General features: G+C 62.4%; 21 protein-coding genes. 9 read left to right on the top strand and 12 right to left on the bottom strand.

Translation table 11 applies throughout. From position 1 onward, the window contains the following. Positions 1-1,104, bottom strand: coding sequence for an NAD(P)/FAD-dependent oxidoreductase (locus tag OHD58_RS10630; protein WP_263803215.1), 1,104 nt, complete (start codon positions 1,102-1,104; stop codon positions 1-3). 225 nt (positions 1,105-1,329) lie between these two features. Here OHD58_RS10630 and OHD58_RS10625 point away from each other — a divergent pair, with 225 nt between their 5' ends. Both OHD58_RS10625 and OHD58_RS10620 read left to right on the top strand, forming a co-directional pair. Then, on the top strand, positions 1,330-1,740 hold the full coding sequence (locus OHD58_RS10625; RefSeq protein WP_263803214.1) for a hypothetical protein: 411 nt from the start codon (positions 1,330-1,332) through the stop codon (positions 1,738-1,740). Positions 1,741-1,951: 211 nt separating this feature from the next. Then, entirely contained in the window at positions 1,952-3,205 is a 1,254-nt protein-coding gene (locus OHD58_RS10620; RefSeq protein ID WP_263803213.1) for a cytochrome P450, read from the top strand. A gap of 8 nt (positions 3,206-3,213) precedes the next feature. On the opposite strand, the gene OHD58_RS10615 is transcribed toward OHD58_RS10620, so the two are convergent. The 7 genes from OHD58_RS10615 to OHD58_RS10585 form a co-directional block, all read right to left on the bottom strand. Next, entirely contained in the window at positions 3,214-4,149 is a 936-nt protein-coding gene (locus tag OHD58_RS10615; RefSeq protein ID WP_263803212.1) for a DUF5996 family protein, read from the bottom strand. A 13-nt stretch (positions 4,150-4,162) separates the two neighbouring features. Beyond that, on the bottom strand, positions 4,163-4,507 hold the full coding sequence (locus tag OHD58_RS10610) for a cupin domain-containing protein (RefSeq protein ID WP_263803211.1): 345 nt from the start codon (positions 4,505-4,507) through the stop codon (positions 4,163-4,165). A 3-nt stretch (positions 4,508-4,510) separates the two neighbouring features. Continuing rightward, positions 4,511-5,794, bottom strand: a complete 1,284-nt coding sequence (locus OHD58_RS10605) for an O-acetylhomoserine aminocarboxypropyltransferase (RefSeq protein ID WP_263803209.1) — start codon at positions 5,792-5,794, stop codon at positions 4,511-4,513. Positions 5,795-5,932: 138 nt separating this feature from the next. Beyond that, entirely contained in the window at positions 5,933-6,454 is a 522-nt protein-coding gene (locus tag OHD58_RS10600) for a CoA-binding protein (protein ID WP_263803208.1), read from the bottom strand. Continuing rightward, a complete protein-coding gene (locus OHD58_RS10595; RefSeq protein ID WP_263803207.1) occupies positions 6,451-7,230 on the bottom strand; it encodes an AAA family ATPase in 780 nt (259 codons plus the stop codon). The genes OHD58_RS10600 and OHD58_RS10595 overlap by 4 nt, the downstream gene beginning before the upstream one ends. 9 nt (positions 7,231-7,239) lie before the next feature. After that, positions 7,240-7,662 (bottom strand): VOC family protein, encoded by a 423-nt coding sequence (locus OHD58_RS10590; protein WP_263803206.1) that lies wholly within the window; start codon positions 7,660-7,662, stop codon positions 7,240-7,242. A gap of 2 nt (positions 7,663-7,664) precedes the next feature. Beyond that, complete coding sequence (locus tag OHD58_RS10585; protein WP_263803205.1) at positions 7,665-8,486, bottom strand: enoyl-CoA hydratase; 822 nt, start codon at positions 8,484-8,486, stop codon at positions 7,665-7,667. A 187-nt stretch (positions 8,487-8,673) separates the two neighbouring features. On the opposite strand from OHD58_RS10585, the gene OHD58_RS10580 reads away from it, so the two are divergent. The 3 genes from OHD58_RS10580 to rpsI all read left to right on the top strand — a co-directional run bounded on the left by OHD58_RS10580 (position 8,674) and on the right by rpsI (position 10,309). Continuing rightward, positions 8,674-9,138: a PaaI family thioesterase gene (locus tag OHD58_RS10580; protein ID WP_263803204.1), complete on the top strand. Its 465-nt coding sequence runs from the start codon at positions 8,674-8,676 to the stop codon at positions 9,136-9,138. Positions 9,139-9,366: 228 nt separating this feature from the next. After that, complete coding sequence (gene rplM / locus OHD58_RS10575) at positions 9,367-9,828, top strand: 50S ribosomal protein L13 (RefSeq protein ID WP_263803203.1); 462 nt, start codon at positions 9,367-9,369, stop codon at positions 9,826-9,828. A 4-nt stretch (positions 9,829-9,832) separates the two neighbouring features. After that, positions 9,833-10,309 (top strand): 30S ribosomal protein S9, encoded by a 477-nt coding sequence (gene rpsI, locus OHD58_RS10570; protein ID WP_263803202.1) that lies wholly within the window; start codon positions 9,833-9,835, stop codon positions 10,307-10,309. 83 nt (positions 10,310-10,392) lie between these two features. Here rpsI and OHD58_RS10565 read toward each other — a convergent pair whose 3' ends face one another. Next, complete coding sequence (locus OHD58_RS10565) at positions 10,393-11,628, bottom strand: acyltransferase family protein (protein ID WP_263803201.1); 1,236 nt, start codon at positions 11,626-11,628, stop codon at positions 10,393-10,395. A 195-nt stretch (positions 11,629-11,823) separates the two neighbouring features. Then, on the bottom strand, positions 11,824-12,846 hold the full coding sequence (locus OHD58_RS10560; protein WP_263803200.1) for a glycerophosphodiester phosphodiesterase family protein: 1,023 nt from the start codon (positions 12,844-12,846) through the stop codon (positions 11,824-11,826). A gap of 181 nt (positions 12,847-13,027) precedes the next feature. On the opposite strand from OHD58_RS10560, the gene speB reads away from it, so the two are divergent. The 3 genes from speB (at position 13,028) to OHD58_RS10545 (ending at position 15,854) form a co-directional block, all read left to right on the top strand. Continuing rightward, the gene (gene speB, locus OHD58_RS10555; RefSeq protein WP_263803199.1) at positions 13,028-13,993 is read left to right on the top strand and encodes an agmatinase; all 966 of its coding nucleotides are present in this window, start codon (positions 13,028-13,030) and stop codon (positions 13,991-13,993) included. A 67-nt stretch (positions 13,994-14,060) separates the two neighbouring features. Further along, positions 14,061-14,999 (top strand): N-acetyl-gamma-glutamyl-phosphate reductase, encoded by a 939-nt coding sequence (gene argC, locus OHD58_RS10550; RefSeq protein ID WP_263803198.1) that lies wholly within the window; start codon positions 14,061-14,063, stop codon positions 14,997-14,999. A 15-nt stretch (positions 15,000-15,014) separates the two neighbouring features. After that, the gene (locus OHD58_RS10545; protein WP_263803197.1) at positions 15,015-15,854 is read left to right on the top strand and encodes an aminoglycoside phosphotransferase family protein; all 840 of its coding nucleotides are present in this window, start codon (positions 15,015-15,017) and stop codon (positions 15,852-15,854) included. On the opposite strand, the gene OHD58_RS10540 is transcribed toward OHD58_RS10545, so the two are convergent. After that, positions 15,844-16,935 (bottom strand): COX15/CtaA family protein, encoded by a 1,092-nt coding sequence (locus OHD58_RS10540; protein WP_263803196.1) that lies wholly within the window; start codon positions 16,933-16,935, stop codon positions 15,844-15,846. The two genes, OHD58_RS10545 and OHD58_RS10540, sit on opposite strands and share 11 nt — an antisense overlap. 147 nt (positions 16,936-17,082) lie before the next feature. Between OHD58_RS10540 and OHD58_RS10535 the strand changes: the two genes are divergently transcribed. Next, positions 17,083-17,298 carry a DUF2842 domain-containing protein gene (locus OHD58_RS10535; RefSeq protein ID WP_263803195.1) on the top strand — a complete coding sequence of 72 codons (216 nt, stop codon included), beginning with the start codon at positions 17,083-17,085 and terminating at the stop codon, positions 17,296-17,298. A gap of 15 nt (positions 17,299-17,313) precedes the next feature. Here OHD58_RS10535 and OHD58_RS10530 read toward each other — a convergent pair whose 3' ends face one another. Then, complete coding sequence (locus OHD58_RS10530; RefSeq protein ID WP_263803194.1) at positions 17,314-18,372, bottom strand: polysaccharide deacetylase family protein; 1,059 nt, start codon at positions 18,370-18,372, stop codon at positions 17,314-17,316. Positions 18,373-18,443 lie beyond the last annotated feature (71 nt).

The following is an 18,443-nucleotide window of genomic DNA, read 5'->3' as shown; positions in this document are numbered from 1 at the left end:
TCACAGCGTTTCCGCCCGCAGCCAGCGTTTGAGGCCGCCAACATCGCCGTCGCCAATGGCCTGCGCCACGCGCCGCCCGACCGCCGCGCCGAATTTGTAGCCATGGCCGGAGCAGGCCGAGACGATCAGGCACTTTCCGGTTTCGTGCGCCAGGAATTTCTCGTCGGCGGTGAACGTGTAGGCGCAGGTCACCACTTCGGTGACCTTGTATTCCTCGATCCGCGCGATCGGCGGCGAGAACAGGTTGCGGATCGCCTCGCCCTCGCCTTCCACCGGCTGTCGGTTCCAGTCGGCGTCGCTCGTCGGCACCTTGTGCAGGCCGGAGCCGAATTTCATGCCGGCGCCGCCACTTGGCGGGATCATGTAGCCGTCGGTCTTGCCGCCTACGTCGAGGATGACCGGTGCTGCCTCCCACACCGCCTTCAGGTCGGCCGGCGGCTCGACGTAGGCGAGCGCCGTGCGGTAGGTCTTCAACTCGCCACCGAGTTCCGGGAACAGTTTTAGCACCCAGGCGCCGGCGGTCACCACGACGCGGTCGGCCTGCATCGTCTCGCCGTTTGCCAGCGTGACGACGCCTGCCTCGGCGTCGACCGCGACGACCTTGCTGTCTTCGTAGACGTTGGCGCCATTATCCCGCAGCCATTTAGCCAGTCCCGTCGCTATCTTGCGGCAATGCAGCGCGCCGCCGTCCGGCGAAAAATAGGCATAGCGGAAGCTACCGGTCTCGAGGAAAGGCCAGCGGGCGACGGCAGCCTCCGGTTCCAGCAACTCGATCGGCCAGCCGCCCTCCTCCATGCCCGCGCGATATTCCTCAGCCTCGTCGCCTTCCTCGCGCGAAACGCAGAGAAAACCACGCGGGTCGAGATGGCTCTCGCCAAGATCGGTCCACATCTCGTCCCAAGCTTCGTAGGCCTCGGTGATCAAACGGCCATACCCCGCCGCCTTGCCGTAGGCGCGGCGGATGATGCGGTGATGGTCGCCAGAGGCTGCCAGCGGGTTGGGGATCGGTCCCTGCTCGACGATGCTGACGCTGTGGCCACGCTTGACCAGCGACCAGGCTGTCGAGAGACCGGCAATGCCGGCGCCGACGACGATAATGTTCATGCACATCCTTTCAAGCGTCCGGTTGAGACACGGTTTGAGAGGTAATGCTCGATCTTTGCCCATCGTGGCAAGCTGAACACCCTCTTGGGCCAGACGATTGCCCCGCACACCCTCCCACCGGGGAACTTCGCGAAAAGCTCTCCGTTGCGCGATCCGTCGCGAAATACTTTTATTCACCCCCTCCGAACCGGCCCCATACTAGCGTTCGAACTCGCAGGGAGCGGCATGGACCGGAACAGAACCACCGACAGGGAAGCCCTCCGCCGCGTCGTGGCGGTGCTGCTTGCGCTCGCCGATCTCGCGGAACGCGCAGGCGGCCGGTCGCTCGCCGTGCGCAGCCTGGTGCTGCGGCTCCTGCGTCCCGGCGAGGTTCTGGCGTGGGACTATCTTGCGAGGCTGACGCGGCATGCGGCTGTGTCGAGTGAATCGCTCCCGTTCACCCACGACAGCGTCACCGAGGCCATCCGCCTCGCGACCAGCTTTCGTACCCTTGCCGCGGCCCTCACGGCTCTCGCGGCTGAATTTACATCGTCGCAGCAACCCATCGCAGCTCGGTACGTCAATCCGGTCGCGGTTGGCCTGCTTGCCGTGCTCCGTTATCCGGTACCGGCAGTCGGACGCCGCGACAGTTCCTAGACGCCGTGGCGATGGAGAAAACTTGATCTTTTATCCCCGCGCAACCCTGCACGGGCACGTCTTGCTACGCGAAAAAGCAAGCGATCCCGGCACTTATGCCGTCGCCCACGAAGATGACGTTCATGGACTCTCCCACTGGCACAAAGGACGACGCGAGCGAGCGCGCGTTGCGGACTGGCCTCGCCTTGGCAAGACGGGCTAATGAACCAGCATGACCGAAACCATACTGCCACCCTATCTGACATTCGAAGCCAGCTCCCGCCGGCTGCGTCTCGACCCGCACGAGCCGGAGTTTTACCAGAACCCTTACGAAGCCTATGCCTGCCTGCATGCGCAGGGTGGCGTCTTTTTCTGGAAAGAGTTCGGCCGCTGGTGTTTCGGCAACTACGACGACGTCAGCCGCCTGTTGCGCGACCGGCGCTTCGGTCGGCAGAACCCGGCCGGCATTCCCGACAGCCTCGGTGTCGGACAGGACCGGTCGCATCTCGCCGCCTTCGACGCGGTCGAGGCGAATTCGATGCTGGAACTCGAACCGCCGGTCCACACGCGGCTGCGCACTCTGGTCAACCGCGCTTTCGTCTCACGCCAGGTGGAAAAGCTGAGGCCACGCGTCGAGGCGCTCGCCAACGAACTGATCGACCGCTTCGAGCCGGGCCGGCCGATTGATCTGCTGCCGGCCTTTGCCGCGCCGCTGCCGATCACAATCATCGCCGAGATGCTCGGCGTACCGGTGGACATGGGACCGCAACTGCTCGACTGGTCGCATCGGATGGTCGCGATGTATACGCTCGGCCGCAGCCGCGAGACCGAGGAGACCGCCAACCGGGCCGCGCGGGAGTTTTCCGATTTCCTGCGCGCCTACGCTGCCGAGCGCCGAAAAAATCCCGGCGACGATCTTCTGTCCCTGCTGCTCTCCGCCCAGGAAGACGGCCAGAAACTCAACGAAGACGAACTCGTCTCCTCGACCATTCTGCTACTCAACGCCGGCCATGAGGCGACGGTTCACCAGACCGGCAACGCGGTGCGCTCCCTGCTTGCCCAGGGCGGCGATCCGCGCCGTTTCTTTGCGACGCCCGACGCCATCCCGGCAACCGTTGAGGAATGCCTGCGCTTCGACGCGCCGCTGCACATGTTCATGCGCTATGCCTACGAGGAGATAGAGCTTGCCGACGGCGTCATTGTGAAGCCCGGCGAGCAGGTCGGGCTCCTGCTCGGCATGGCCAACCACGACCCGGCGGCCTTTACCGAACCGGGCAAATTCATGCCGGAGCGACCCGACCAGAAGAACGTCTCCTTCGGTGCCGGCATCCATTTCTGCATCGGTGCGCCGCTGGCCAGGCTCGAACTTCAGGTGGCGCTGAAGGTGTTGTTCGACCGTCTGCCCGACCTGGTACTCGCCGAAGAACCGCGCGTCCGCGACACTTGGCATTTCCATGGGCTGGAAGAACTAAAGGTGAGGTTCTGACGCCAGCGTTACAATGGACGCGGTCGGCGCGGCTCGCCCGGAGCGCATTCGAGCGACTGCCGGTCCCAGCCGCCAAGATCGGCCGCGGCCCGGTAGGTCGATTCCAGGAAAGCCATTAGCGTCGCTTCGGGATCGCTCGCGTCCCGCACGGCATCATAGGGAAGCAGAAACTCCCCAAGGGTCTTGTCGAAATAGGCGGCTTCCGGTTCGACATGCGCATCGGCAAATCCATCCGGCGCCGGATAGGCATAAGAATAGAATGCCGGGAAGTCGATCGGCCCGCCGCCCGGCCAGAAGCCGGCGGAAGAGACCTCGTGGCTGTAGGCTTCCCGCGTCACGTTGTCCGGCAGGGCAGGAATGCCGCCGGGATGCACAGGGGCCGGCCGCCCCGAAAAGCGGGTTACCGCGATATCAAAACTTCCCCAGAACAGATGCACCGGGCTGACTTTTCCGAGAAAGGCAGTGCGAAACCGCTTCAGCACCCGATCGACAGCGACGCTCGCCTGGAAGAAACGCGTCACGGCGTCTGAATCGTAGGGGCGTTCCGCACGATCATCCTCGAACCGTACCGGATTTGGTATCTCGTTTGGAGAGCCATCAAATTCGGCCACACCGCCCAATTTTTCTATCATGTCGGCGAACCGAGCGTGAAAGGTCGCGACCGACATTGGACCGAGGGCAAATTGCGCGGTCCGGCCGTCGGTCGCGGTCCCAACGACCACATGCTCGATAAGATCGAAAGCGATCTCGATGCCGCCCGGCCCATCGGGAACAATCGATGTCGTGAAGCCCCGAGCATCGAGGTAGAAGGTGGCATGCCAGGAATGGTTGACCCACGGCGTGCGGGCAAGCCGGTATTTCCCGACAATCTGCGTGTAGAGATGCAGCGCCGAACAGGTTTCGCGCCAAGGTTCGTAGGGAATGTCCGGCCACTGAATCTTCAAACTTCCCTCCGGCCTACAGCCTGATCACATATTCCTTGCGCGTGGTTTCGAGCACTTCCCAGCTTCCCTTGAAGCCGGGCCTCAACACGAAACTGTCGCCGGCCTTCACCGTGTGCGCCTCGCCACCCTCCTCGGTTATCACCGAGACGCCGGCGAGGATGTGACAAAACTCCCACTCGTCATATTCGATGCGCCATTTGCCGGGCGTGGCCTCCCAGATGCCGGCGTATAGGCCGCCCTCGGCTTCCTCGGCATTCCAGGTGCGGAACTTCGGCGCACCGGAAATCACCCGGTCAGGCGCCGGAGCGCCCTCCTCCGGCTCGACACGGGTCTCGATGCTGACGAAATGCGCCGGCATAGCTCAGGCTCCGGAGAGAGCCTGTTCGAGGTCGGCGATGATGTCCTCGAAGTTCTCGATGCCCACCGAAATACGCACCACGTCGGGGCCGGCTCCCGCCGCGATCTTCTGTTCGTCGGAAAGCTGGCGGTGCGTGGTCGACGCAGGATGGATGATCAGCGATTTGGTATCGCCCAGATTGGCCAGGTGCGAAAAAAGCTCGACCCCTTCGACCAGTTTGACGCCGGCGTCGTAACCGCCCTTGAGGCCGAAGGTGAACACCGAACCGGCGCCGAGCGGCGAATACTTCTTCTGCAGGGCGTGGTTCTTGTCGGTGGGCAGGCCCGGGTATGAAACCCAGGCAATCTTGTCATTGCCGGAGAGCCATTCGGCGACTTTCAGCGCGTTGTCCGAATGGCGCTGCATGCGAAGCGGAAGCGTCTCCAGCCCGGTCAGGATCAGGAAGGCGTTGAACGGCGAGATGGCCGGGCCGAAATCGCGCAGGCCGAGCACACGGCAGGCGATGGCGAAGGCGAAATTGCCGAAGGTCTCGTGCAGCACCACGCCGCCATACTCGGGACGCGGCTCGGACAGCATCGGATAGTTGCCGGATTTCGACCAGTCGAAGGTGCCGCCGTCGACGATGGCGCCGCCCATCGAGTTGCCGTGGCCGCCGATGAACTTGGTCAGCGAATGCACGACGATGTCGGCGCCGTGCTCGAACGGCCGCAGCAGGTAGGGGCTGGCCAGCGTGTTGTCGACGATCAGCGGCAGGCCGTGCTTGCGGGCGACATTGCCGATCGCCTCGATATCGACGAATTCGCCGCCGGGGTTGGCCAGGCTTTCGATGAAGATACCGCGCGTCTTGTCGTCGATCTGCTTTTCGAAGCTCGACGGATCGGCGACATCAGCCCAGCGCACTTCCCAACCGAAATTCTTGAAAGCGTGGCCGAACTGGTTGATCGAACCGCCGTAAAGCTTTCTGGCGGCTATGAAATTTTCACCAGGCCGCAGGATGGTGTGGAAGATCAGCAACTGCGCGCCGTGACCGGACGAGGTCGCCAACGCAGCGGTGCCGCCCTCGAGCGCGGCCAGCCGTTCCTCCAGCACCGCCTGGGTCGGGTTCATGATGCGCGTGTAGATATTGCCGAAAGCCTTCAGCCCGAACAGCGAGGCAGCGTGGTCGACATCGTCGAAAACGTAGGCCGTGGTCTGGTAGATCGGCGTCGCCCGCGCGCCGGTTGCCGGATCGGGCTTGGCTCCTGCATGAACGGCAAGCGTGTTGAAGCCCGGTGTGCGCTGAGACATTCTTTTCTCCCGATAACCCTGACAGAACGGTCGCGCATTCTTGGCGAAGCTTGGCGCCGATTGCAAAGAAGAAAATACTCCGCCGACGGCTTTCTTGGCCGTGCCGCCGCCTCGATCGAGGCCTCTCAGGGAACAAAATTACTTTTGGCGGATGCCGAAACTCTGGAAACCTTGCCGCATGGTCGGCTTTTTCGACGAAATCACGCCGGAATTGACGCCATTCCAGCCGATTTCGCCGGACAGCCGGCCATATTCGATCTTCGGGCAGCGGTTCATCACCACCTTGACCCCGGCGGCTTCGGCCTTGGCCGCCGCTTCATCATGGCGCACGGTCAATTGCATCCAGATCACCTTGGGCAGCGGGCGAAGCGCCAGCGCCTCGTCGACAATCGGCAGCACCGCGCTCGACGCCCGGAAGATGTCGACCATGTCGATCGGCTCCGGCACGTCCGCCAGCCTGGCGTAGACGGGGCGCCCCAACAGATCCTTGCCGGCCTGTCCGGGATTGATCGGAAAAACGGTAAAACCCTTGTCGATCAGGTATTTGGTGACGAAGAAACTCGGCCGCACATCATTGGCCGACGCGCCGACGATGGCGATCGTCTTCACCGAGTTGAGGATGCCGGAGATGTAGGCGTTGTCGTAGGAATCGTGGTTCATGCCTCGCCCTCATACAGCGCTTCGGCAAGAAAACCATCCGGATCGTCGCAGAAATCGCGGATCATGCGGAAATGATCGGTATCGCGAAAATCGGTGGGGTCGAGGCCGAAGCGGCTGATGCGCAGGAGCCGCGCATCCGGGCAAGCCATCAGCAATGGCGAATGCGTCGCCATGATCACCTGCGCGATGCCGGACCGGTCCATCCGCCTCAGAAGCTTCAGCAATTCGATCTGCCGCGACGGCGACAGCGCACTTTCGGGCTCGTCGAGTATGTATAAGCCTTGGCGGCCACAGCGCTCCTCAAAAAAGCGCATGAAACCTTCGCCGTGCGACCAGGACAGGAAGTCGGGCGGAGGCCCGCCCAAGGGTTCCTGCGCCGCTTCGTCGAGATAGCGCGCCACCGAATAGAAGGACTCGGCTCGAAAGAACCAGCCGGCAGTGACTTTTGGCAACCAGTGCGCCCGCAGCGCTCTGGCCAGCGCCGCGCCGCTCTTGTCGATGGCGCGCGAGTGATCGACCGGCATGTAGCCCTTGCCGCCACCGGCCTCGTCATAGCCGGCGAGCGCACCGATCGCCTCCAGAAGCGTGGATTTGCCGGTGCCGTTCTCGCCTACGATGATGGTTATCGGGGTGGTGAATTCGAGTTCGAAATCGTCTTTCTGGAAAAGCGGCATGTTCCAGGGATAATTATCCCGATTAGCCACCTTTTCGGGTTCAAGCAGGATGCGCCTGAGATATGGCGCCTTCAGCCGCGTCAGTTGCTTGCGCCGCGCCATTGGAAAATTTTAGCCCGGCAGCGCAATCGTGCCGTCTTCCGCGATCGGGAAGTCCGGATTGTGAGCGACTTCCCATAAATTGGCCTCGGGGTCGGAGAAATAGCCGTACCAGCCGCCCCAGAAGGCGCGCTGCGCCGGCTTGACGATTTTCCCGCCGGCCTTTTCGGCAGTAGCCAGCACCTCGCCGACCTCAGCCTCGCTACGCGTATTGTAGGCGAGATAGACCCGCGAAACTCCTTCGCCAAAACGGAGACCGGAATCTTCCTCGGCGCTGGGCCGGTTGAAAAGACCCAGGATCGCGCCGCCCATCTGGAAAAACGCCACGCTGTCGGTGATGCCTTGGTGCCGTTTCAGGCCCATGGCCCGGTAGAAACCGGTCATCCGATCGAGATCTTCGACGGCGATGGTGATGATGGAGATCCGGGGTTCCAACGCTACTCCCCCGACCATTCCGGCTTACGCTTGGCGATGAAGGCGCCGATGCCCTCCTCGGCGTCGCGCGCCAGCATGTTCTCCACCATCACGCGGGAGGCGTATTCGTAGGCCTCGGCCAGCCCCATCTCGGCCTGCCTGTAAAACGCCTCCTTGCCGATCTTGAGGGTGGAAGGTGATTTGGAAGCAATGATTTGCGCGTACTTCATCACAACCTGATTCAGGTATTCGCGCGGCACCACGCGATTGACCAGGCCGAACTCGCGCGCCGTCGTGGCGTCGACCATCTCGCCGGTCAGCAGCATCTCCATCGCATGCTTCGGCTTCAGGCCGCGTGCCAGCGCCACGCCCGGCGTGGTGCAGAAAAGGCCGACATCGATGCCATTGACACCGAACGTCGCCTGGTCCGAGGCGATCGCCAGGTCGCAGCTCGCGACAAGCTGGCAGCCAGCGGCCGTTGCTATTCCGTCGACCTCGGCGATGACAGGTTTGGGATGCCGGACGATCGACTGCATGAGCCCGGCGCAGATGGCGAAGGTCTGCTCGAAGAACGCCTTGCCGCCGTCGGAATCAGTACGGTGCGCGTTCATCTGCTTGAGATCATGTCCGCCGCTGAACAGCTTGCCGGTCGCCGCGAGCACGATCACGCGCACCGACTTGTCGTCGCGGGCTCGGTTCAATTCGGCCTGCATCCCCTCCATGACGGCGATCGACAAGGCGTTCGCCGGAGGATTTGCCAAGGCGAGACGAAGCACCGCGCCATGCTGTTCCACATGCAACGGACCGGGTGTCTCGACGCGCTTCAGAGCCAGAACCTCAGCCATCAGTGCCTCCTGCAGAGCTTCGCATGGATCGGCAGCGACCTGCCGGTACCTCAGGGAAGAAGTAGCACGCAGAGGCTTGAAGAACAGCCTCGAAATGTGGCTTGTTGCCTTCCGTTTACGCAAACGGAAACGCTGCGGCGCCAGCAACGGGACGCCAGATCCCGGCACAGAGACAGGAAACGACAGGATGCCAGCACAGGCCGGACTGACACCGCTGATGAATACGAGCGAGGTCAATCAACTCTTGAAGAAGGTCTACCCCCAGCTCAACGACCAGTTCGACTTCTACCACGCGGTCGATGTTTTTGCGGGCGGCTGCACGGTGCGGCTCAACGCCGACGAGAGGCATCTGCGGCCCGGCGGCACGGTTTCTGGCCCTTCCCTCTTCACGCTGGCCGACATCGGCGGCTATGTCTGCGTGCTGACCCATGCCGGACCGGACGCGCTGTCGGTCACCACCAACCTCAACATCAACTTCGTGCGCAAGGCCGAAGCCGGGCCGATCGACGGCCATTGCCGCATCCTGAAGCTCGGAAAGAGCCTGATGGTGTTCGACATCGACATCGTCGCCGGACCGGACGGGCAGACGGTTGCGCACGCGACGGGAACGTATTCGATCCCGCCAAAGCGCCCAATCGATACGGTAAAATAATACCTCTTTCTTACCTGATTGTTTTTGTTTAATTTTCTACCTTATCATAGATTTTCCGTCGCTTGACGCATCACCTGCCCTCCCCTATAAGCCCGATCCAGACAGCGGCCCGCAAAGGCCGCCGTTTTATTTTGGTCGTTGGTGCGAACCGCCGGCCAAATGCAAGCAACAAGAAACGCCTTTCCCTTTCATGTGGGCTGGGAAGGTCCGAACAGAAAGCCTGAAACCATGACAACCTTTTCGCAGAAGCCTGCGGACGTGGTGAAGAAGTGGGTGCTGATCGACGCCGAAGGTCTCGTCGTCGGTCGTCTCGCCACCGTCGTCGCCAACCGTCTCCGCGGCAAGCACAAAGCCACCTTCACCCCGCATGTCGATGATGGCGACAACGTCATCGTGATCAACGCCGACAAGGTGGTGTTCACCGGCAAGAAATTCACCGACAAGGTCTACTACTGGCACACCGGCCATCCGGGCGGCGTCAAGGAACGCACCGCGCGCCAGTTGCTCGAAGGCCGCTTTCCCGAGCGTGTCGTCGAAAAGGCCGTCGAACGCATGATCCCGCGCGGCCCGCTCGGCCGTCGCCAGATGAAGAACCTGCGCGTCTATGCAGGCACCGACCATCCGCACGTCGCCCAGCAGCCGGAGACGCTCGACGTCGGCGCGCTGAACGCCAAGAACAAGAGGGCTTGAAAAAATGGCTGAGCTGAATTCGCTCGCAGAACTCGGTACCGCTGCCGCCGTCGCGCAGCCCGCCGCTCCCGTGCACGTCCAGAAGCTCGACAAGTCGGGCCGCGCCTATGCCACCGGCAAGCGCAAGGACGCCATCGCGCGCGTCTGGGTCAAGCCCGGCTCCGGCAAGATCATCGTCAACGACAAGGAATTCGCGGCTTATTTCGCGCGTCCGGTTCTGCAGATGATCCTGAAGCAGCCGATCGTCGCGACCAACCGCGACGGCCAGTTCGACATCATCGCGACTGTCATCGGCGGCGGGCTTTCCGGCCAGGCCGGTGCCGTGCGTCACGGTATCTCTAAGGCGCTGACCTATTACGAGCCCGGCCTGCGCGCCGTGCTCAAGAAGGGCGGCTTCCTCACCCGCGACAGCCGTACCGTCGAGCGCAAGAAGTACGGCAAGGCGAAGGCCCGCCGTTCGTTCCAGTTCTCCAAGCGCTAAGGCGTTTCGGGAATACGTTTCGAAAGGCCGCCTTCGGGCGGCCTTTTTCATGCCCGCTCGCCGCTGCGGCGCCGGGGTAATTCTCAGGCTGGCACCCGGCGATCGCGTCGGACGAAGACAAGGTCCGACCAGTGGCGGAACAGAGCCTGCCCCGGCTTCTCGACAAACCGCCAGGTCAGATAGCTGAAGGCGATGGTCAAGCCGAGCATCACCACCATCAGCAGATCGCCGACGAACAGATTGCCCGGATCGATGCCGATGCCATAGCGTTCGGTCGGACCGACCTGGCTCAGAAAGCCGGTGTCGAAGGCGCTGTCGGACAGCCGGGCGATGTTGGTCATCCTCAACTGTATGAAAATGTGCGTCATGTAGATGGAGTAGGACAGTGTGCCGATGAACAGCGGCAGCGGCTTTTTCAGGAGATCGCTGACGATGCCTCGCTCGATGGCGAATATCGGAACCATCGCCGCGAAGGCGAGCGGCGCAGCGTAAGCAAGCGGCGTGCCCTTGGCATGAATGATCAGCCCGAATGCCAGCATTACGGCGGCGATCTCTATGACGCTCCACCCCAGCCAGCCACGACCGGATCGCAGCGCCCTGGTAGCGTGTATCCATTTGCCCAGCACGATATAAGCGAGCGCGCCGGCGGCAAAACCGTAGATCGCCCGCATCGCACCCACCCGGTAGGTGGCGTTCATTCCGCTTTCGGAGAAGAAATGGATCGCGAGCGGTGCCAGCACCAGCGCGACCGCCAGCAGATACGGCAATTGTCGGCGAGCCAGGAGCACGGCAAGCGCAAACAGCACATAGGCGATGAATTCGGCCGATATGCTCCAGGACGGCGTATTCCAGCTCAGCGTGTCGAACGGCCAGACCGCATGGGCGAGAAACAGGTTGCTGATCAGGAACTGCGGCTCGTTGGTGCCGGAAAATGCCGGGTCGACAGGGTTGGTTGGAAACGGCAGCGAGGATTTGGCGATCTCGAACAGCAGGAACAATCCGAGCATGAAAAGATGCAGCGGATAGAGACGGCCAAGCCGCAGGAAAAGGAATTTTGTCACGCTGCCGCCGTCGGTGAGACGCGGAAGATAGGCGTGCACGATTACGAAACCCGACAGCACGAAAAAGAAGTCGACGGCGATCTCCGCCAGCCGGATGATTTCCAACTGGTGGATGTTGCTGACGATCTGGGCGTGGAAAAGCACGATCAGAATGGCCGCGATGCCGCGCCAGCTGTCGAGCGCTGCAAACCGCACGGGTGCCGGTCGCGACATGACCTGACGCGACGGCGTTCCCCTGGTGTGGTCGTGCATGTTCATCAACGGGGCGCCTTCCTGCCGGCAGTGCACCGGAATCGAACATCCCGTTTCTCGCACCGGCCTTACGCAGGATAGAGAGCAAGAAGCATGCCGAGGCGGGTATTTCGGTTCGCCTGGACACGGAGTCTGTCGCGCATGGTTTCCGGTTCCTTACCGGCGAACGCCTAGTATGAGCAGTTGGATCCGCGCCTGCGGTCAGTTGGTCAGGTCGTAGGGGATGCGATAGCCGTTGGCCGTGAGCCATTCGATCGCCGCCCTGGGTTCGTCGGTCTGGATAATTGTCGCGCCGCGGTCGACCCAGAAGCCGAATGCCTCGCCGGGCACGTCGGCCAGCACCGCCAGCTTGTCGCCGCGACCGCCGGAAAGATAGCCGCCGGCCTTGTTGACGATCGAATAGGTGTTAACCCACAGGTGCCAGTCGCCCCTGGCCGCAACCGCCCGGGCCCGCGTGCTGAACAACGCGCCGCCGGTATCCGTCATCGCCTCGCCGGCCTTGTGCCAGTTGATCATTTCGACTGCATCGGCCGAAAAGCTCTTGCTCGCCGTTTCCAGGAAACGCGTATCGGTTACGGCGTCGTCGGCAATGATCGGCATGAATTTCACGCCGTCGCCGATGGTCGCAACGGTGCCCTTCATCTCGGCGATCTTTTCGGCGTTCCAGAGGTTATGCTTGATCACCACCTGGCCTTCCATGCCCATGTCGCGCGCCACCGCGACCATGCCGGCGAGGTCTTCGACATCCAGCTTGTTATCGATGTTGACCAGCACCTTGTCCCTGGTGAAAGCGAGCATCTCGGCGAGTGTCGGCACCGTTTCTTCGGTCACCCGGCCGGTCCCCTCGACGACGAGCCGGCATTGCTTCAGTTCGGCTACGGTGCGCAGTTCCACCTCGCCCTTGCAGTTCGTCGTGCGGTCGAGCCAGGAGTCGTGCATCACGACATATTCGCCGTCCTTCGATTTGCGGACGTCGATCTCCACCATCTCGACGCCAAGCTCGACGGCGCTTGTTATGCCTTCGAACGAATTTTCGGGATGGACGATCGCCCCGCGTTCCATCCAGCCGCCCCGGTGCGCGACAATCATCACATGGTCACGCCACTGATTGGCATGTTCGAAGCGCGCCAGTATCTGGTCGACGCGCGTGGTCTCGGCAAAAGCGGGCATCGTCGCAAGGCCGATCGCGACCGCAAGGATTACACCCAGACGATTCATCCGCATACGAATCGCTCCGTCGAAAATTTTCGGACGCGAGAGGCGGTAGACGCCGCCGATGACAGGGGGATGAATCAACGTGACAGGATGATGAATGGCGAGGTCGCCAAACCCTGACAAAAAAGGTCGCATTTCGCCACGGAATGTCCAATAAGGGCCGTTCCGAAGATGTCAGAAGGGACCCCATATGCCATCGACTTCGATCGACCACGCCTTCACGGCACGCAAGACTACGGGCGCGGCAAGCGATCCGACCTATGCCGGCGCGCTGTCTTTCATGCGGCGGAAATTCACCAAGGACGTGAAGGGCGCCGATGCGGTGGTCTGGGGCATTCCGTTCGACGCAGCCGTTTCCAACCGGCCAGGCGCGCGATTCGGACCGCAGGCGATCCGTCGCGCTTCGGCGCTTTTCGACAATGACCCGCAATATCCGTTCAGCCGCGACCTGTTCGAGGCAATGAGCGTTGTCGACTACGGCGACTGTCTGCTCGACTATGGCAACCACCAGAAGACCCCGGCAACGATCGAGCGCGAGGCCTCCAAGATCCTCAAGGCCGGCGGGTTCCTGCTGTCGCTCGGCGGCGACCATTTCGTGACCTGGCCGCTGTTGAAGGCGCATGCGGCTATCCACGGGCCGCTCGCGCTCGTTCATTTCGACGCTCACCAGGACACATGGTTCGACGACAACAAGCGCATCGACCATGGCTCGTTCGTTGCCCGTGCCGTGCGCGACGGCATCATCGACCCAGACCGCTCCATCCAGATCGGCATTCGCACCCATGCGCCGGAGGATTTCGGCATAAAAATCCTCTACGGCTACGAGGTCGAAGACATGCGGCCAGCCGACATAGCCTATGCGATCGCCGAGCGGACAGGCGGCAGGAAGACCTATCTCTCCTTCGACATCGACTGCCTCGACCCGGCATTTGCGCCAGGAACCGGCACGCCGGTGTCGGGTGGACCTTCGCCGGCAAAAATCCTGTCGGTGCTGCGCCAGCTAGGCCATGTCGACATTGTCGGCGCCGATGTCGTCGAGGTTGCACCGGCGTATGACCATGCCGATATTACGGCGATAGCCGGCGCCACCGTCGCGATGCATTTTCTCGGTCTGCTTGCCGAGCAGAAGGCACGCAGCGCGGCGTTGACGGATTGAATCAGCAAGCTACGGGATTGAATCCGGAAACGGAACCATCCCATTGAAATCGAACGGAATGCGGGCAATGAAACCGAAAGTCTTCATCGACGGCGAACATGGCACCACCGGCCTGCAGATCCGCTCGCGCCTGGCCAACCGCAACGATCTCGCCGTGCTGTCGATCCCCGAAGCCGAACGCCGCAACACGAATATGCGCGCCGACCTGCTGAAGGAGGCCGACATCGCGATCCTCTGCCTGCCGGATGAAGCTTCCCGGGAAGCGGTCGCCATCCTCGACGGCCACAATTCGACGCGGGTGATCGACACCTCGACGGCCTACCGTGTTCATTCCGACTGGGCCTATGGCTTTGCCGAAATGGACAAGGCGCAAGGCGGTAAGATCGCCGAAGCACGGTTGGTGGCCAATCCCGGCTGCTATCCGACCGGAGCGATCTCGCTGATCCGGCCTCTTGTGGAGGCCGGCATCCTGCCGGCCGACTACCCCGTGACGATCAACGCCGTTTCCGGATACACAGGCGGCGGCAAGCAGATGATCGCGCAGATGGAAGACGAGGCGCGCGAGGACCATATCCAGGCGCCGCATTTTCTCTACGGCCTCACGCTGGCGCACAAGCACGTTCCCGAGATGAAACAGCACGGTCTGCTGGAGCGTCGGCCGATCTTTTCGCCGAGCGTCGGGCGGTTTCCGCAAGGCATGCTGGTCCAGGTGCCGCTTTACCTCGCCGACCTCGACGGCGCGCCTTCACTCGCCGATATCCAGGCCGCGCTTGCCGCACATTATGATGGACAGGAGATCGTCCAGGTTGTTCCGCTCGCCGAAAGCGCCAAAATCGCGCGCGTCGATCCGACGGAACTCGCGGGAACCGACCTGATGAAGCTCTACGTGTTCGGAACAGACGGCCAGGGCCAGGTCAACCTGGTGGCTTCGCTCGACAATCTGGGAAAAGGCGCATCCGGCGCCGCAGTCCAGAACATGGACCTGATGCTTGGGCTGAAGCACTAACGCAATTTTCAGCACATGGATCTGCCAGTCTTCCCAAGCCGCTGGAACGTCAGCGACCCGGTTCTCGTCGCGGAAACCTTTTCGAGCCGCATCTGGAAGGTACGGCTTGAAGACGGCGGCATTGCCGTGGTCAAGGACCTCAAGGTCTTCGACGACGTTTGGGATGAATTGCGCGGTGCCTACTATCTGTCCTGGCGCGACGGCGCAGGGTCGGTTCGGCTGCTCGGTCTCGAGGGGCAGCGCATGCTGCTCGAATATGCCGGCGAAAGGATGCTCGCGCACGATCTTGCCCAGCACGGCGACCGGCAGGCGACCGAAATCGCCGCGGAGGTGATGGCGGAACTGCTTTCGTCCTCGAAGCGCCCTCTCCCGCCCGAATTGCAGCCGCTGCGGGAGCGCTTCACCAGCCTATTCAAGAAAGCCAAAACCGATCGCGACGCCGGCCAACCGAGCCTTTACGTCGAGGCCGCCGGGCTCGCGCAGCATCTGCTCGACAATCCGCATGAGGTGCGCGCGCTGCATGGCGACCTGCATCACGACAACATCATGCGTGGACCGCGCGGTTGGCTGGCGATCGATCCCAAGGGCATTTTGGGAGATCCCGGCTTCGACGCGGCCAACTTTTTCTACAATCCGCTGGAGCGCGACGACCTGTGCCTCGACCCGGAACGGATCGCCGACATGGCGACGGTATTCGCCAGGACAGTGGGTCAGAACCCGCGCGCCATCCTCGACCATGGCGTTGCCTGGGGCTGCCTGTCGGCCTCCTGGCACGCGGAAGACGGGAACGACAAGGACGAAAACCGCGAACTGGCGGTTGCCGCCGCTATCCGCGCGGTTCGGACTAAATTCTGACGGCTGCCTCGTCCGGCAGCGGATAAGCACCCTTGGTGCCGCGCCAGTGGGCCGTGGCAAAGATCAGCACGACAATGGCGAATGCCTGGTGCAGCAGCGCCCAGTGCATGTGCGCCTGCGCGAGCAAGGTGCCGACCCCGATCGCCGCCTGCCCCAGCACCAGAAGCGCCAGAACCCAGGCACGGCGTGCATGCGTGCTGCCGGGAAGCGCGCGCGCCATGGCAAAAGCATGCCAGAGCGCGGCCGCAAGCACCGTATAGGCGGCCATCCGGTGCACGAACTGCACCGTCTTGGGATTCTCGAAGAAATTGCGCCAGGCCGGCTCGATGATCAGCAGATCACCGGGCACGATCGCGCCATCCATCAAGGGCCAGGTGTTGTAGCTGAGGCCGGCATGCAGCCCGGCAACCAATCCGCCGAGATAGATCTGCACCAGCACCAGCAGCACCAGGATGCCGGCGAAGCGCTGGACGCCGCGCAGTGCCGGCGCTTGCGAATAGATCGCCAGCCCACGCGCGATATAGGTCGTCGCGGCGATGATGATACATGCCAGCGTCAGATGGGTCGCCAGCCGGTACTGGCTGACGGAAACACGTTCGGCGAGCCCGGAAGCGACCATCCACCAGCCAATAAACCCTTGCAGGCCACCGAGCGCCAGCAGCCCGACCAGCGGCCACCTCAGGCTGCGTTCGAGGCGCCCTGTCCACCAGAAAAAGACAAGCGGCAAGGCCACCAGAAACCCGACACCGCGGGCCAGGATGCGATGCGCCCATTCCCACCAGAAGATGCCCTTGAACTCGTCGAGCGTCATGCCCTTGTTGAGCTGCTCGTATTGCGGGATCTGCTGGTATTTTTCGAACTCTTCCTGCCATTCGGCCTGGTTGAGCGGCGGAATGACGCCGTGGATCGGCTTCCATTCGGTGATCGACAGGCCGGAACCGGTCATGCGCGTGGCGCCACCGACCATGACGATCGCGACCAGCACGACAAGCACGGCATAGAGCCAGACGCGCACCATCCTGCGATTGCGTTGAATGTGCCCCGGCGTTGCCGGCGCGCCTATGTCGGTGGTCGAGGCCATGTCGTCTTTTCGGCTCCCTATGCGGCGGATAGGTGAACCATCGGTGCGCTACTGGCAAGGGAAACGGTCACGCGACATGCCGTCGCGCCGCCGGTCATGCCGGCGACCGGTGTTGCCTTAAACCGCCCGACGCCTTACGACGCCTGCATGCCCATTCGCCTCAGAAAGCTCATCGGAACGATCCTGCTTGTCGCGCTGGTGATCATTTATGCGCTGGTCGCGACGATCATTGCGGTCGCGCAGCTTTCCGAATCCGGCCCGCTGGTTCATCTGGCCTTCTTTCTGCTCAGCGGCCTGCTCTGGATCCTGCCGGCGATGCTCATCATCAAGTGGATGCTCAAGGCGCCCAAGCCGAGTTCCTGACAGGCCGAATGCCGTTCAGACGGTGACGACAACCTTGCCGCTGTTGGCGAGCGGCGTCGTGATGCCGGAAAGCATGGTGCGCAGATGCCCGATGTGCTGGTAGCGGCCGTTCAGTGAAATTCGCGGCAGCGCATGCAGGTGACCGGCATGTTCCGGGCGCAGTATGCCGTGACGCGTGGTGACAGCTGAAGTATAGCCGGCCTCCCTGGCGATGCCGACCTCGCGCGGACCGACCGCCGCGGTGTAGCCGTAGGGATAGGCAAAGTGCCGCGGCGCCGTGCCAAGCTCGTCCTTCAGCATCCGAGCGCCATCCACCATCTCCTGGCGCACCTTGTCGGCCGGTAGGCGCCGCTGGTTGTAATGATGCACCGTATGCGCGCCAATCGTCGCCAGCGGATGGCCGGCAATGGTCCGGATCTCGTTCCAGTCCATCAGCGTCTCGCGTCGCGGCAGATCGAAATCGACGCCCGCCTGCCGCGCCAGGTCGCGAAGAACCACGCGTTGTTCTTCTTCGGGAACTTCACCCGTCAGATAGTTTTCCAGCCGCTGGTTTGCTTCGATTTTCCTTGCCGGAGTGGAAGCATCGATGACGGTTTTCCCGTTCGGCGTCAGCAGGTCGATCCGGTCGCGGGCACCGACAACATCTTCGAGCACGTCCCACCACAGGTCCGTGGCGCCATCGATCAGTCCCGGCGCGACGTAGATGGTGAACGGCGCGCCGTGCTTTTCGAAGACCGGCAAAGCCTCCGTCAGATTGTCCCGGTAGGCATCGTCCGCGGTGATGGTGGCAAATTGTTCGTCCGCGTGGCCCGAACGAATTCGATCTATCGTTTCGTCCATCGAAACAAACTGATAGCCCCGGCTTTTCATGTCCTCGATCGCCTGGTCGAGAAACTCCGGCGTGATGCTCAGGTGCCGGTTGATACCAAGCGGCTTGGCCGGTGCGGCGGTGACCCGATGCAGCATCAGAATGGCGCCGATACCGCCGACCAGGGGTTTTGCGAGCGCAGCCAGCCCGGAATATCTGGACACGTTGAGCGCCAGTTTCCGGAAGACCTCGCCCCTGTCGAACATTCATTCACCTTTTGCGGCTAAAGTCTTTCGGCATGAAATGCGAAGAGACCATACCGCCTGCGTCGGATGAT

The organism is Mesorhizobium sp. ZC-5 (assembly GCF_025753855.1).
GTDB lineage: Bacteria > Pseudomonadota > Alphaproteobacteria > Rhizobiales > Rhizobiaceae > Neomesorhizobium.
Note: the sequence above shows the minus strand (reverse complement) of the source record. Positions and strands in the feature narration are given on the sequence as shown.